10 protein-coding genes are annotated in these 14807 nt (G+C 69.5%); 6 read left to right on the plus strand and 4 right to left on the minus strand.

From position 1 onward, the window contains the following. Positions 1-5 precede the first annotated feature (5 nt). From VGD28_RS01210 to VGD28_RS01225, 4 genes are all read left to right on the plus strand, one after another. Positions 6-488: a hemerythrin domain-containing protein gene (locus tag VGD28_RS01210; protein WP_331026506.1), complete on the plus strand. Its 483-nt coding sequence runs from the start codon at positions 6-8 to the stop codon at positions 486-488. Positions 489-713: 225 nt separating this feature from the next. Beyond that, complete coding sequence (locus VGD28_RS01215; protein ID WP_331026507.1) at positions 714-1910, plus strand: parallel beta-helix domain-containing protein; 1197 nt, start codon at positions 714-716, stop codon at positions 1908-1910. Further along, a complete protein-coding gene (locus VGD28_RS01220) occupies positions 1907-2932 on the plus strand; it encodes an SO2930 family diheme c-type cytochrome (RefSeq protein WP_331026508.1) in 1026 nt (341 codons plus the stop codon). The genes VGD28_RS01215 and VGD28_RS01220 overlap by 4 nt, the downstream gene beginning before the upstream one ends. Before the next feature lie 167 nt (positions 2933-3099). After that, complete coding sequence (locus VGD28_RS01225) at positions 3100-4020, plus strand: hypothetical protein (protein WP_331026509.1); 921 nt, start codon at positions 3100-3102, stop codon at positions 4018-4020. Between the two features lie 73 nt (positions 4021-4093). Here the strand turns inward: VGD28_RS01225 and VGD28_RS01230 are convergent, their stop codons facing one another. Together VGD28_RS01230 and VGD28_RS01235 are read right to left on the minus strand one after the other, a co-directional pair. Further along, entirely contained in the window at positions 4094-4609 is a 516-nt protein-coding gene (locus VGD28_RS01230) for a DUF177 domain-containing protein (RefSeq protein WP_331026510.1), read from the minus strand. After that, positions 4606-5118, minus strand: coding sequence for a ubiquinol-cytochrome C chaperone family protein (locus VGD28_RS01235; protein ID WP_331026511.1), 513 nt, complete (start codon positions 5116-5118; stop codon positions 4606-4608). Before VGD28_RS01235 ends, VGD28_RS01230 begins: the two co-directional genes overlap by 4 nt. Positions 5119-5247: 129 nt before the next feature. Here VGD28_RS01235 and VGD28_RS01240 point away from each other — a divergent pair, with 129 nt between their 5' ends. Beyond that, positions 5248-5718 carry an outer membrane protein assembly factor BamE gene (locus VGD28_RS01240; protein WP_331026512.1) on the plus strand — a complete coding sequence of 157 codons (471 nt, stop codon included), beginning with the start codon at positions 5248-5250 and terminating at the stop codon, positions 5716-5718. A gap of 119 nt (positions 5719-5837) precedes the next feature. Beyond that, entirely contained in the window at positions 5838-6359 is a 522-nt protein-coding gene (locus VGD28_RS01245) for an RcnB family protein (protein WP_331026513.1), read from the plus strand. A 226-nt stretch (positions 6360-6585) separates the two neighbouring features. Here VGD28_RS01245 and pbpC read toward each other — a convergent pair whose 3' ends face one another. Then, positions 6586-8775, minus strand: a complete 2190-nt coding sequence (pbpC, locus tag VGD28_RS01250) for a penicillin-binding protein 1C (protein ID WP_331026514.1) — start codon at positions 8773-8775, stop codon at positions 6586-6588. A 138-nt stretch (positions 8776-8913) separates the two neighbouring features. Next, positions 8914-14679: an alpha-2-macroglobulin family protein gene (locus tag VGD28_RS01255; RefSeq protein WP_331026515.1), complete on the minus strand. Its 5766-nt coding sequence runs from the start codon at positions 14677-14679 to the stop codon at positions 8914-8916. Positions 14680-14807 lie beyond the last annotated feature (128 nt).

The following is a 14807-nucleotide window of genomic DNA, read 5'->3' on the forward strand; positions in this document are numbered from 1 at the left end:
TCCCGATGGCCGACGACCTGATCTTCGCTGAGCTGAAACGCGATCACGACCGCCACCGCGACCTGCTCGAGCGGATCGTGTCGAGCGATCCCGACAGCGAGGAGCGCGCGGTGCTGTTCGAGCAGCTCCGCGTCGAGCTGCAGGCGCATGCCGCGGCCGAGGAGGAGTCGCTCTACGCGACGATGCTCGCCAACCCCGATCTGCGCGACGAGGCGCGGCACTCGGTCGCCGAGCACAAGGAGATCGACGATTATCTCGGCCAGCTGGTCGAGGCAGATCCGTCGAGCGACGCCTGGGCGAAGATCTTCAAGGAGCTGCGCCACCGCTACCTCCACCATATCGAGGAGGAAGAGGAGGAGATGTTCCCGGCCGCCGCCAGGGATCTCGACGAGGAGACCAAGGTCCGGCTCGCCGCGGTGTTCGAGAAGCGCAAGCCCAAGGAGCTCGAGCGCGCCGAGGACGAGCTGCCGGGCGACGCGCGGGAGTAGACGGATTCGCCCTGAGAATCCTCCCCCGCCAGGGGGAGGTGGCGCCGAAGGCGACGGAGGGGGCGGGCGGCGACCGGCAAGCGGCAGGAGTCCTCCCCCTCCGTCACGCTGCGCGTGCCACCTCCCCCTGGCGGGGGAGGATTTACGAACGATACTGACACCCCTGTTAATGGCTGGACGCACGCCACGGACTGGCTAAGCTGCCCTCAAAACAGGGAGAGGCTCATGATCCGCACCGCCACCGTGCTGCTGCTCGCCTTCGCGTCGTCCGCCGCGCTCGCCAAGACGATCGACGTCCCCGCCGGCCCCAATGCCCAGGAACGGCTGCAGGAAGCGTTGCTCGACGCCAGGCCGGGGGACGTCGTCCAGATCGGCCCGGGCCGCTTCGAGCTAACCGACGGCCTCAGCCTCGATGTCGACAAGGTCACCGTGCGCGGCGCCGGGCCGGACAGGACGGTGCTCAGCTTCAAGGGCCAGCTCGGCGCGGGCGAAGGCTTGCTCGTCACCTCCGACGATGTCGTGCTGCGCGGCTTCGCGGTCGAGGATACGAAGGGCGACGGCATCAAGTCCAAGGAGGCGAACCGCATCGTCTACAAGGACATCCGCGTCGAATGGACCGGCGGTCCCAAGGCCACGAACGGCGCCTATGGCGTCTATCCCGTCTCTAGCCACACCATCCTGGTCGATGGCGTGACGGTGAAGGGCGCGTCGGACGCCGGCATCTATGTCGGCCAGTCGGAGCGGATCGTGGTGCGCAACTCGACCGTGTCGCAGAATGTCGCCGGGATCGAGATCGAGAACAGCAACATGGCCGACGTCCATGGCAACACCGCCACGGGCAATACCGGCGGCATCCTGGTGTTCGACCTGCCCAACCTGCCCCGCATGAACGGCGGCGGGGTGCGCGTGTTCGGCAACAAGGTGGTGGCGAACGACACGCCGAACTTCGCGCCCAAGGGCAATATCGTCGCGACCGTGCCCAAGGGAACGGGCGTGCTGGTGATGGCGAATGACGGCGTCCATGTCTTCGACAACGACCTGTCGGAGAACGCGACTGCGAACGTGATGATCATCTCCTATCGGCCCAAGTTCGAGGACGCGAAGTACAACCCCTATCCGCGCCGCATCATCGTCTCGGGCAACCGCCACGGCCGCGCCGGCTTCGCGCCCGACGTGCCGAGCGGCGGCTTCCTGACCGCTGCGTTCGGCGGCGCCGCCCCGCCGGTGTGGTGGGACGGCACCGGCGCCGCGGCCGAGCTCGGCCTGCGCGTCGCCGACCAGGTGCCGGTGCTCGGCCTCGGCCTCGCGCTCGGCGCGCCGGTCGAGAGCGCCAAGCCCTCCAGGGTCGAGCTGAACGCGCCCGATGTGCCGCAGCCCGCCGCGGTGGTGCTGCCTGCGGAGATGGAGGCGGCGGCGAAGTGAAGCGGTCCGGGTTGGCGCTGCTGGGACTTGCGGCGGCGACCTTCGCCGCCGCCGCGGCGCAACAGCAACCGGCGCAGGTCAATAATGCGGCGATCACGGCCGAGGGCTATCCGGCCAAGCTGTCCGACTATGGCTTCTTCACCGATCTCGCCAGGCGCACCCCCGCCCGGCGCGTCGTGGGCTACGACCTCGAGACCGCGCTCTTCTCCGACTATGCGGCGAAGCAGCGCTTCATCTACGTCCCCGCCGGCGCGAAGGCCACCTACGACCCCGCCAAGGCGTTCGACTTCCCCGTCGGCAGCGCGCTCATCAAGACCTTCGGCTATGGCGAGGGCGCTTCGTTCAAGCCGCTCGAGACCCGGCTGCTGCTGCGCCGCGCCGCGGGCTGGGTCGCGATCCCGTATGTGTGGAATGCCGAGGGCACCGACGCGGTCATCAGGCGCGCCGGCACGCGTCTTGCCGTGACCTTCACCGATCCTTCGGGCAAGCCGCGCCAGATCAGCTATGCCGTGCCCAACCAGAACCAGTGCAAGGACTGCCACGCCCTGTCCGGCCAGATCACCCCGATCGGCCCCAAGGCGCGCTACCTCAATCACAATGGCCAGCTGCAGAAGCTCGCCGCCGCCGGCCTGCTAGACCGCGCGCCGGCTGGCGCCCCGCGCGTCGCGCGCTGGGACGACGCCAAGGCCCCGCTCGAAGCCCGCGCCCGCGCCTATCTCGAGATCAACTGCGCGCATTGCCACAATCCGGCGGGCGCGGCCTCCAACTCGGGGCTGTTCCTCGAGCTCGACCGCAAGGAAGCGGTGACGATCGGCATCGGCAAGCGCCCGGTCGCGGCGGGGCGCGGCAGCGGCGGGCGAGACTTCGCGATTCAGCCCGGCGACGCCGAGGCCTCGATCCTGATCTACCGCCTGCGCAGCACCGATCCCGGCATCGCCATGCCCGAGCTCGGCCGCGCCACCGCGCATGACGAGGGCATCGCGCTGCTCTCGCAATGGATCGATTCGATGCCCGTGCGCTAGGATCCCGGCATCACCAACTCGGGTGGCCGATGCTTTGACTCGGCAACGGATCCCGCGCAGGCTGCGTTTCAACGGACCATGCATCTGGCGCTCCCCGACCTTGCCGTCCCGGCAACCCATATGCCCCCCGCGGCACCGCCACATCATGCCGCAACCCGATGGCGCCGATGCGGCTGACGCCGGACTCCGCCGCGCTCGCGCACGGGAACGGCGCGGCGCAACCTTCCGTCGCCCAGGTCCGCCCCGTCACTCGCCTGCTCGCCGAGCTGCAGACCAGCCTGCTCGCGCAGGGCGCGCTGGTGTTCGGCGGCCGCATCGACCGGTTCATCATCTATACGCTCGCAACGCGCGTGACCGGCCTTTCCGATGCGGAGGCGGTGGCGACGGTGCCGACCTCGGCGCACGCGCTCGCCGCCTCGCTCGGCCGCCCCTATGAGACGATCCGCCGGCATGTGAACGCGCTGATCGCCGATGGCCTGTGCGTGCGCCACGGCAATCGCATCCATGTCACGCCGGAGGGGCTGCGCCGCCCGCGCGTCGCGCAGCTGGTGCGCTGGGCGCATGATTGCTTCGTGCGCTTCGTCGAGGATCTGGCAGCCACCGGCGAGGCGCTGCCGCCGCCGCGCACCGCCCCGGCCTATGAAATGCAGACCGGCGTGCGCGCCGCGATCGACGTCATGCTGGCAGTGATCCAGACCAACCGCGAGAAGCATGCCGGCTGGCTCGACCTGATCCTGTTCTCGACCGTGGTCGCGGCCAATTGCCGCCCGCATCCGCTCACCCATGCGCACAGCCCCGCCGACCGGCCGGTTCCCGCGCTGGCGGTCGCGCGGACGATCGGGGTGACGCCGGCGACGGCGAGCCGGCATCTTGCCGCGATGACCGCGACGGGGCAGCTGGTGCGCGGGCGCGGCGGGTTTCGCGTCGATGCCGCCTGGCTCGCCCACCCCGCCGCGCAGGCGGTGAGCGACGCCAGCCTGCGCAATATCCGGCGCCTGCTCGGCGCGCTCGCCGCGCAGGGGTTCCCGTTCGACGACCCCGCGCGCGCCTATCTCGCCGCGCGGCCCCCGTTGACGCCGATCCGCTAGGCACCCGCGTCCATCTCAATCCTCCCCCGCCAGGGAGGATTGAAAAACACCCGATCCTGAATGTCGATCCGTCCTAGTCCTTGGGTTTCCTGAGCTTCGCCAGCGCGGCGAACGGCCCGGCTTCCTCCTCGCTCAGCACGCCGGCCTCGCGCAGCGCCGCGGCGGCGCCCGGGCTGCGCGGAAAGGGATCGAGCGCCAGCGCCAGCGTCTCCGCCGCCGCCTCGCCCAGGTCGATCGCACCGCCGGTATAGAAGACGGTGTCGCAATCGTCCTCGCTCAGCTCGATCTCCTCGCCGCTCTCGCCGCCCTCGGGCACGAAGCGGATCGCGAAATCCTCCTCGATCTTCGCCGGCACCGGATCGCCGGTGACGCTGCACGGCTGCACCACCGCGCCCGTCAGGCGCCCACGCGCGATGATCCCCGCGGCGTCGCGCCGGATCGTGAAGTCCGCCTTGAGGCTATCGATCGCGATCAGCCCGAAGCGGCGCGCCAGCGCGCTGCGCTCGCCCGCCTCTGCCTCCACGCTCACCCGGCTCTCGCCCGCGCCGATCGTGTCGAGCCGCTGCGGGCGGGAGAATTCGGGCGTCACAGCCGCCCCGCCATCAGCGCGTCGAGCTCGATCCCGGCCAGCGCCGCGTGCAGCGCGCGCAGCTCGCCCGCGCTGTGCGCCAGCGCCGCCGCGCCCGGATCCTCGGCGCGATAGAGGTTGCGCAGCAGCGCCTGTTCGAGCGGCTCGGTTCCCGCGACCAGCGCATCGCGATAGGCGCCCAGCCGCCCGCCGAGCAGGCCCATCATCTTGCCCATGCGCTTGCCGACCACCACGTCGCCGATGCCGATCTGGCGCAGCTGGCCGTCCATGTCGTCGACGAAGCACTCGATTAGCCGCGCCGACGCTTCCGCCGCCGCCGGCTCCGCCTCGAGCCGCAGCAGCACCACCGCGAGCACGCTGGCGATCGTGTCGAAACGGCCGTTGACCGTGTCGGGCACGCCGCCTGCCTCATACCAGTGCGGCGCGCGGCCCCGCGCCACGACGGCCTGATAGAGCGCCGCCGCGGGATTTTCCGCCTTGCGTCCGGCCAGCCGTTGCCACAATCCCATGTTCATATGCTCCACCCGCCCGCGTGACTTGTTTGCGCGGACGCGGGCGCATATTGAGGCGAACGGCCTGCGATGCAATGCATGGCGCCCGTCCGTCATGGGCCTGCCCGCCCTGGGAGAGTGAGTTTGATGATTTCCGCCCGTGCCCTTCTTGCCGCCGCTTGCGGCGCCGCGCTTCTCGGAACCGGCGCCTGCGCCCCGCTGCGCGGCTATCAGGGCTATGTCGTCGATGCCGATCTGGTGAACTCGGTCCAGCCCGGCGTCGACAATCGCGAATCGGTGCTGGCGACGCTGGGCAAGCCGACGCTGACCAGCCAGTTCAACCAGGGCGAATGGTATTATGTGGGCCGCAACACCCGCAACTATGCCTTCAACAATCCCAAGCCGCGCGAGCAGACCACGCTGCGCATCCGCTTCGACGCGCAGGGCAACGTCACCGACGTGACGCGCACCGGGGTCGAGCAGGTCGCGTCGATCAACCCGTCGAACAGGAAGACCCCGACGCTGGGCCGCGAGCGCGGCTTCTTCGAGGATCTGTTCGGCAATATCGGTACCGTCGGCGCGCCGGGCACCGGACCCGGGCCGGGTGACGGCCCGTAAGGAGCTGGGCGTAAGCCTTTCATTTCGCTGACTGCCTTATTCCCGGGGCGTTCAGCCGGATACCGCTAGCTCCTCGATCACGCCGGATCGCTTCCGGCCCGAACCAAGGAGGAGCTGTGATGAAGAAGAAGCTCATGATCTCGGCGCTGATCGCCGCCGTCGCCCTTCCGGCGATGACGCCGATGACCGCCCATGCCCAGAGCCAGCGCGAGGTCCGCCGCGACCGCGAGCAGCTGCGCGAGGAGCAGCGCGAGCTGCGCCGTGCCGAACGCTATGGCTCGTCCCGCGACGTGCGCCGCGAGCGCGAGGATGTCCGCGACGCCCGCCGCGACCTGCGCGATTCGGTCGAGGACCGCAACCGCCGCTGGGGCAATGACGACTGGCGCGGCTGGCGCGACCGCAATCGCGGCGTCTACGCCCGTGGCCAGTGGCGCGCGCCGTTCCGCTATTATGGCTTCCGTAGCGGCGTCCGAATCGCCCCGCATTACTACGGCAGCCGCTATTACATCAGTGATCCGTGGCGCTATCGTCTGCCCCCGGCGGGCTATGGGCAGCGCTGGGTGCGCCACTATGACGATGTGCTGCTGGTCGATACCCGTCGAGGCTATGTCGTCCGGGTGATCCGCAACTTCTTCTGGTAAGCGGAACACGGGCAAAAAATTGGCCGCGCCGGCGGGATACGCTGCCGGCGCGGCCTACTCATGTTTCGGCCCCGAAAGGGTAGGACCATTTGCCGCAACGCGCGGGAATCGTTTTGGTTCGATTCACCTTCGCACCTGCGTCAAATCGGCGGTTCTTTCCCGTCAATCCGTGTCCCAGTGGCAACAGGCGGACACGGCGGAAAAGGCCGGGAACCAGCTTGCCGTCTCAGCGCACCGTGAACAGCAACTGATCGACCACGCGCCCGCCGGGATCGACCAACCGCAGCCGATGCTGCCCCGGACCCGCCAAAACCATCGGCCGGGCGTCCGCAGCGCCCAGATCGCGCCCGTCCAGTTGCAGCCGATGCCCGGTCACTTCGCCCGAAACGGTGATCGCCATCCGCTGCCGCTCGACCGGGATGTCGGGATCGAGGGCGTAGACGCTGCCCGAGACGGGGCTGACGATGCGCGGTCGCCGCGACGCCGGCGGCGCGACCACCACCTCGCTCATTCCCGTGCCCGCAAGGAAATATTCGCGGCGCGGCTGCTCGACATTCCCGGTGAAACGGATCGCCCGCACCTCGATCCCCGAAGGTTGAGCCGGCGCACGGCCCGGCGCCTGCGCATGAAGCGCCATCATCACGTCGCGCCATACCGGCGCCGCGCCGCTGGTACCGGAGACGGCGCGCATCGGATCGCCCTCGAGATTGCCGACCCACACCGCCACGGTGAAGCGGTCGCTGAAGCCGACGCACCAATTGTCGCGCATCGCCTTCGACGTCCCCGTCTTCACCGCCGCCCAGAAGGGCAGCCGCAGCGCCGAATCCATGCCGAAGGTGCTCGCACGCGCATTGGGATCGGCGAGCATGTCGGCGACCAGCCACGCTGCCTGCGGGGTGGTGGTCGCGCGGTCCGGCTCGGCTTTCGCGTCCTTGCGCACGTGGAGCGGCGCCCAGCGCCCGCCGCGTGCGAGGCTGCGATAGGCCGCCGCCTGCTCGACCAGAGTCACCTCGGCCGATCCGAGCGCGAGGCTGTAGCCATAATATTCGCCGCTTTCGGTCAGGCCGCGATAGCCGGTGTCCCACAGCCGGTCGCGGAATGGCTCGACCCCCGTCAACAATAGCGTCCGTACCGCTGGCACATTCAATGACCCCGCCAGCGCCGCGCGCGCGCTCACCGGCCCCTTGAACGCGCGGTCGTAATTCTGCGGCACATAGAGGCCCGAAGCGGTGTCGAGCTGGACCGGCGAGTCGTCGAGGATCGAAGCGGGGGTGAGATACCCCTTCTCGATGGCCTGCGCGTAGAGAAAGGGTTTCAGCGTCGATCCGGCCTGGCGATAGCTGTTCGCGCCATCGACCGAGGGCGCGGTGGACGCCCCACCGATCCCACCGACCCAGGCGAGGATCTCCCCGGTCGCATTGTCGGCGACGATCACCGCCCCGTCCCGCGCCCGCGTCCCGCCCAGCCCCTGCAACTGCCGCCGCAGCGCGCGGATCGCGATCCGCTGAATGCGCGCATCGATCGTCGTCTCGACCCGCAGCCCCGGCTGCGTCAGCAACCGGTTGGACAAATGCGGCGCCAGCCCCGGATCGAGCGCGAGGCTGCGCGCCGGCCCGAGCATGGAGGCGGCGGCACCGGGGAAGCGGCTGCAATCGCCCTCCCTCGATAGGGCGCAAGCGCGGCGCGCAACCTCGCCCGCCCCCGCCGCCGGATTGGGCAGCAATGCCGCGAGCAGCAGCCCATCGTCGCGCGTCAGCGCGTCGGGCGTCTTGCCGAACAGTCCCAGCGCCGCCGCGCCGATCCCCTGCGCCTCGCCGCGAAACCCGGCAAGGTTCAGATAGGCCTCGAGGATCTGATCCTTGCTCCAGATGCGTTCGAGCGCCGCGCCCGCGCGCATCTGGCGGAGCTTGTCGCGCAGCCCGCGTGATCCCGGGGCGGCGAGCCCAGGCGCCAGATACGCAGCGACCTGCATCGACAGCGTCGACGCGCCCCGCGCGCGCTTGCCCTCGATGCGGTCGCGGATCGACCCGGCGACCGACCACCAGTCGATCCCGTCATGGTCGCGGAATCTCTTGTCCTCCGCCGCGACCAGCGCCTCGATCGCCGCGGGCGCAACCTTGTCGAGCGGGACCCAGCCCAGCCGCCGCGCCTGGAAATCGACGCGCGCCGAATCGAGCAGCCGCCCGTCGCGGTCATAGAGCCAGGCTTCGGACGGCTTCCATGCGGCAACCGTCGCCGCGTGGCGCGGCAGATGCGGCGGGCGCGTCGCAAAATCCGCCGCGGCGTAGAGCGCCCCGAGCGCCAGCACCGCCGCGATCACAATCCGCGGCCCCGTCCACCAGACGCGATGGGTGGGGGCTTCGGCGATCGCCCAGAGCCGGCGGATGCGTTGCCAAAGGTCAGTCGCGCCGATCATCCCAAACCGTCACCCCGGCCTTGTGCCGGGGTCCACCTGGAGACTGGCGCGAAGCAGGAGGCTCCAGCGTATCGAACGGGGAGCCGTGGACCCCGGCAGAAGGCCGGGGTGACGGCTGACTGAAATTCCTCGCTCACGTCACCGCTGCGCGATCACCATCGGCTGGTTCGGCACCGCTGCGCGGATCTCGGGCGAGTACATCGCCTCGACCTTCGACGGCGGCAGCTGCATCCGCCCCGCGGCGTTGAGGCGCATCACATACGTCACCGTGTGCGTGCCGCGCGGCAGCCAGGCGAAATATCCGCGCCAGGCGTCGCGTCCGCGCTCGACATAGCTGGGCTGCGTGCCCGACGTCTCGCCGCCCTCGGCCAGCATCTCCGATTGCCCGCCGAGCGATCCGATCACCGTCGCGCCGGCCGGCACCGGATCGTTGATCACCACCCAGTTGCGGTCCGCGGTCGCCTCGACCGTCAGCGTCACGCGGATCACGTCGCCGCGGGTCAGCGTGCCCTTGGTCTTGGCCTGAACCACCTCGGTCTTCTTGCTCAGCTTATACCCGGCGCTCAGCGGCTGGGTCAGCGGTACCGCGGCCTTGACCTGCACCATCGCCCAGGGCCCCGCCCCGCCCGACTGGCTGAGCGTCAGCGGCGTCTGCTGGCCCACCGCCGGAAGCGGGAGGGTGAAGCTGCGCTGCGGATCGGGCAGCGGCCAGCTGCGCGTCACGCTCTGCGTCGCGAGCGACGCGGTGGTGATCCCCGCCACCGCGCTCGCCGGATAGACGCTCCCGAATTTCCGCGCGGCGATCACGCCCCAGGCGTTCGCCGTGGTGGTGTCCCAATGCCCGCGCTGCTGACGGAACGCCGCGCCGACCATCATCTTCGGCCCTTCACCCGAGAAGGACGGACGGCCGAGCGTCGCGACGAGTGCCTTGAGGACGGATTCGTCACCCGACGACATCATCCACCAGGCGGTGTTGGCGCTGTCGCTGAGGTCGATGCGCGTGCCCTCATAGACGAGGCGCTGCTTGAGCACGCCCTCCGCCGCCGCGCGCAGCTGCGCGCCATTGGCGAGGCCGGGGACCTTGCCCAAAGCCGCGATATAATCGGCCAGCGTCGAGGTCGGCATGTCCTGCGGAGTCATGCCGATCTGGCCGAGCATCGCGGCATTGGCCGCGCCCTGCCGCGCCAGCGCCGCGAAAGCCGCGACCTTCTGCAGCCGCAGATCGCCATAATCCTCATGCCGCAGCCGCCCGTCGAGCACCGCCTTCAGCGCCTCGATCATTCGCGCGCGCGGGCCCTCCGGGATCGGCAAACCCGCCTCCGCGGTGATCGAGAGGATATAGCTGGTCAGCGCCTCCGACCCGCGCAGGCTGTCCGACGGGAAGTAGCGCAGCAGGCCATCGCTATCGAGATAGACCGGCATCTCGCCCGCCAGCGTGTTCCACGCGCCGGTGTCACCGAGCACGATCGCGCGCGAGGTCCGCTGCTCGAAACAGCCATAAGGATAGGCCGCCATATAATCGCGTACCCCCTGAAGCGGCGGGGCGAGCGTGTCGGTGAGCAGGATCGAGACATTGCCGAAGGCCGGCAACGCACCCGCCGGCGGCTGGATCGCGACCGGTCCGCCCTCGCCGACGCGCACCAGCGTCGCCGCCCAGGTTTCGACCGGCACCGCAGGCGCGACCTCCTGCACAACGGTGATCGCATCGCTCGCCTTGCCGCTTTCGTCCTTGGCGGTGACCTTCCACTGGAGCTTGTCGAAGCCCGCTGGGGCAGTCAGGTTCCAGGCGATCGGCACCGCGCCGCCCGCCGGAATCTCGACCGTCAGGTCGCGGCCTTCGGCCACCTTGGGCGACAGCTCGACCTGCGCGGTCACCTTCATCGGCTTGTCCGAGCCATTGCGCAGCGTGAACCCGGCCGAGAAGAAGTCGCCGTCGCGTACCAGCGGCGGGATACCCGCGAAGATGCTGAGATCCTGCGCGCTGCGGATGCTGGTCTCGCCCGAGCCGAAAGTCTGGCCTTTGTCGCCCAGCGCAATCGCGACGAGCTTGAACGAGGTCAGCGCGTCGCTGAGCGGCACATCGACCTGCGCCTGTCCCTTGGCGTCGAGCGGTACCTTGCCGCGCCACAGCAGCACCGGCTGGAAATTCTCGCGGTTAAGCGCCGAGAGATCCCCGCCACCGCCACCGCCGGCCTCGACCGCCTTGCGGCCATAATGCCGCTTGCCGACTACCTGGGTCTGCGCGGTCGAGGTGAGGACCGAAATCGGCCGCTCGCCCATCATCGCGCCGAGCACGTCCCAGCTCTCGTTCGGGGCGAGCTGGAGCAGCGCCTCGTCCACCGCGACGAACGCCACGTCCGCGCTCGGCGCGACGCTGCCGTCGGGGTTGTTGACCTGCAGCGCGACCTTCGCCGTGTCACGCGCGGCGTATCGCTCCTTGTCGGCCTTGACCGCCACCGCCATGCGATGCCCTTCCCAGCCGACCTTCACCTTGGCGATGCCCAGGCGATAGCTCGGCTTGGCGAGGTCGACCATCGCGGTCGGCGCCGCGCCCTCGCGCGAGAAGAAGGGCAGGTTCCAGCGCCGCGCCAGGTCCGCCCACCACAATTTCCACCCGCCGATGCGCCCGCGCACCGCCATCACCGACACGAACACGTCGGGCGCGTACACCCCCTGCATCGGCACCTCGACCACCGGATTGTCGCCCGATAATTCGGTGACGAAGCTCGACAGCACGCCCTCGCGCTCGACCGTCACCAAAGCGGTCGCGCTGCGGAACGGCATGCGCACCTGGAAGCGCGCGGTGTCGCTCGACTTGTACTCCTGCTGCTCGGGGATCACGTCCATGCGGTCGCCATTGTCGCCGCCGAACCACCAGTCGTCCTCGCCCGCCAGCCACACCGACGTCACCGCGCGCGCGACATTGCCGCTCGCATCCTGCGTCGTCGCCACCGCATAGACCTCGCCCGACACGCCCGGATCGATCGCGCATTGCGCCAACCCCAGCTCGTCGGTCGAGGCCGAGCAGCTCGCATCGATCTTCGTCGTCTTGGCGTTGTTCTCATAGGCATAGAAGCCGCCGATCAGCCGCCGCCGCGCGGTCAATATCTCGCGGCTGTAGAGCGCGACCTGCACCTTCTGCCCCTTGACTGGCTTGCCCTGCGTGTCGAGCGCGACGAAGCGCAGGCGCAGGTCGTCCTCCTTCATCAGCCAGCCGTCGGTCTTGATGCCGAGCTGAACGCCCGAGGCATAGATCGGCACGCGGCGCGACGCCGTCAGGATCTCGCCATTGGCGTCCTGATAGTCCATCTCGACGCGCATCTGGCTGCTGCCGTCGAGCGTCTGCGGGATGTCGATACTGGTCCGCGCCGTCCCGTCCGCACCCAATGTCACCGGCAGCGTCTGCATCGGCGGCAAGGTGGCGGTATCCTCCTCGCCCTCGCCGTTGAGCGGCTTGGTCCCCTCCTCGATCGCCTTGCCGCCGAAACTGTAGCCGTCATAGCCCGCGGGCGCGGCGATCCCGTCATAATAGCCGATGCGCAATTCGACCGGCAGGTTCGACGCACCCCCGCCCGACAGATACCCCACGAACAGGTCGAGCGGCAGGCTCTTGGGCTTGACCGCCGCCTCCTTCGGCCCCGCGACCGAGGCCTTCATCGTCGGCAGCTTGTACTCGTCGACCTTGATCGACTGGCTGGTCCAGATCGTCTGCTCGGCCCCGTCCTTGCCCGGGCCGACGAACTGCAGGTCATAGTCGCCCATCGGCGCTCCCTGCGGCACGTTCCACTGCGTCTCGCCGGTGCCCGAGGCATCGACCGTCACCGGCAGCTCGAAGCTCGTCTCCGATCCGCGGTGGCTGAGCTTCAACTTGCCCGTGAACCCCGCCGGCGTCACGAAGCCCTGCGCCACCGGGCGGCGCAGCACATGCTTCATGTTGACCGCCTCGCCCTGGCGCACCAGCGCGCGGTCGAAGATCGTATGGACGATCTCCCCCGCCGCCTCATAGCCATAGCGCAGGTCGAAGTCGTACGGCCTTATGCCCTCGCCCCACGCGGTCAGCGTGAAGCTCATATCATCGCCCTTGCGCGCCGAGACCATCAGCGGGTGCGAGCTCGAATCGTCGCAATTGCCCCAGCTCTGCGGCTCGGGGATGCCCTGCTTGACCGCGAGCCGCCCCATATCGTCGGTCGTCCCCCTGGCCAGCGCCGCGCCGGTGCAGCTGTCGGTCACCTGCACCGCGGCGCCGCTCACCGGCTTGCCGCTGTCGAGCGAGGTCACCCAGGCGAGCGATCCCTCGCGCCCCCATTTGAAATGCACCGCCATGTTGGTGACCAGCGCCCCCGCCGCGACATAGCGCGGCGCATTGCGCCCGAGCAGCGCCTGGCCCAGCTGCGGCGAGGCCAGCTCGACGACATAGAATCCGGGCTTCTTGAGCGGAATCCCGACGACCTCGAACTCCTTGCCCTTGCCCGGCAGCGCGATCGGCTGGAGCGCGGTGCCGAGACCCTGCGGCAGGATCGATTTGGCGCCGGTCTGGTTGATGCGCACCGTCTCCGCGCCGCGCTTGACCTCGTCGACCTCGTAATCGTCGGCCTTGTCGATGTTGCGCAGCCATTTGGCGATCACCCCGTCCGCGGCATCGACCCGCATATGCTGGCCCGCGACGCTCAGCCCCTTGCCCTGAAGCGAGGCTTCGACGTTGCGCACGGTGACGGGCAGGATCCCGCCCTCCTCCGCCTCGATGATCCCGAACGGCGCGGCGAATTTTACGAGTGGCGGCGCTTCATCAAACCGGACTTCCAGCGGGAAGCGCTCGGCGTTCGCCAGCACCCGCCCGCTCTCGTCCTTGACCCCCGCGGGCAGGACGAGCTTCGCCGTGGTCGATGCCGGCAGCGGCGCCTTGAACTTGAGGTCGCTCACCGTGTTGGCGCGCTTGTCGTCGTCGCTCAGCTCGGGCGTCAGCTTCTTGCCGTCGGGCAGTTCGATCCGCACCTGCTCGGCCAGTTCCTTCGGCACCCGGGCACTGAAGCGCACCCACGCCTCCTGCACCGGCGAGCAGCCCGCCTGCGGATTGACTCGCGAGCATTCGAAGCGCGCGGTGAACGGCTTGCGCACGGTGAAGTCGAAGCGCTGCTCGGCGCCCGCGGTCTTGCCCCCCGCGCCCGCGATATCCGCGCCCCATACCAGCGAGACGTCACGCCCCGGCGGCAGCGGCCGCCCGCATTTCACCGCGACCACGCTCGCCAGCGCCTTGGCGCGAGTCGCCGCGTCCTCGGGCAGCTTCTCGGCGATCCCCGAATCGGAGAGGAAGTTGCGCACTTCCCAGCGCTCGGGATTGAGGTCCTGGAGCAGCTTGCCGGGCAGTCCGGCATCGAGCACCTCGACCGGGATCTGCTCGCCCAGCCCCTCGACCGCGCAATAGGCGCCGGCCGCGATCGAGGCGCGCGTCGCGGGCATGTTGGTGCCGATCAGAAAGACCTGGTCCTCCTCGATCTGCCCGCCATAGCGACTCGGCAGCATGCCCTTCACCGTCGGCCCGCCGGCATCGACCTTGAAGGTCCGAGAACCGGTGACGTCATAGCCCGACAGGCTCTTCAATTTCTCGTTGAGCTGGAACTCGCACACCGTCCCGCCCGGCAGCGGCGTCGCGAATTCATGGACGAAGGTCTGCTGGTCGACCCAGCGCCCCTCGCCGCCCACCGCGCAGTTGACCTTGGCCGGCGCGGCGGCGCGCGGATCGCCCAGCGGCACCATTGGCTGGCTGAAGCGGATCGTGAAGCGCTCGATCGCCCCATCGCCCATGCCGGGGGTGGCGAGCACCACCTGCGGGCTGGCGTCCCCCCACGCGGCGATCGGCGCGAGCGCCAATGCCAGGACCGCCGCGGCGCGTGCGAGGTGCTTCATCGATCCCTCCCCTTGCAGGACGGCGGGAACTTACCCGCCGCGCGCTGGCCAAGTCCAGTGACAGCTTTGAGAAGGCGGGATTTGAGCACGCACCGCCGCCCCGTGCGGTGCAGCATTTCTGAAACGCG

The sequence above is a fragment of the Sphingomonas sp. genome, from assembly GCF_036402235.1.
Lineage (GTDB): Bacteria > Pseudomonadota > Alphaproteobacteria > Sphingomonadales > Sphingomonadaceae > Sphingomonas.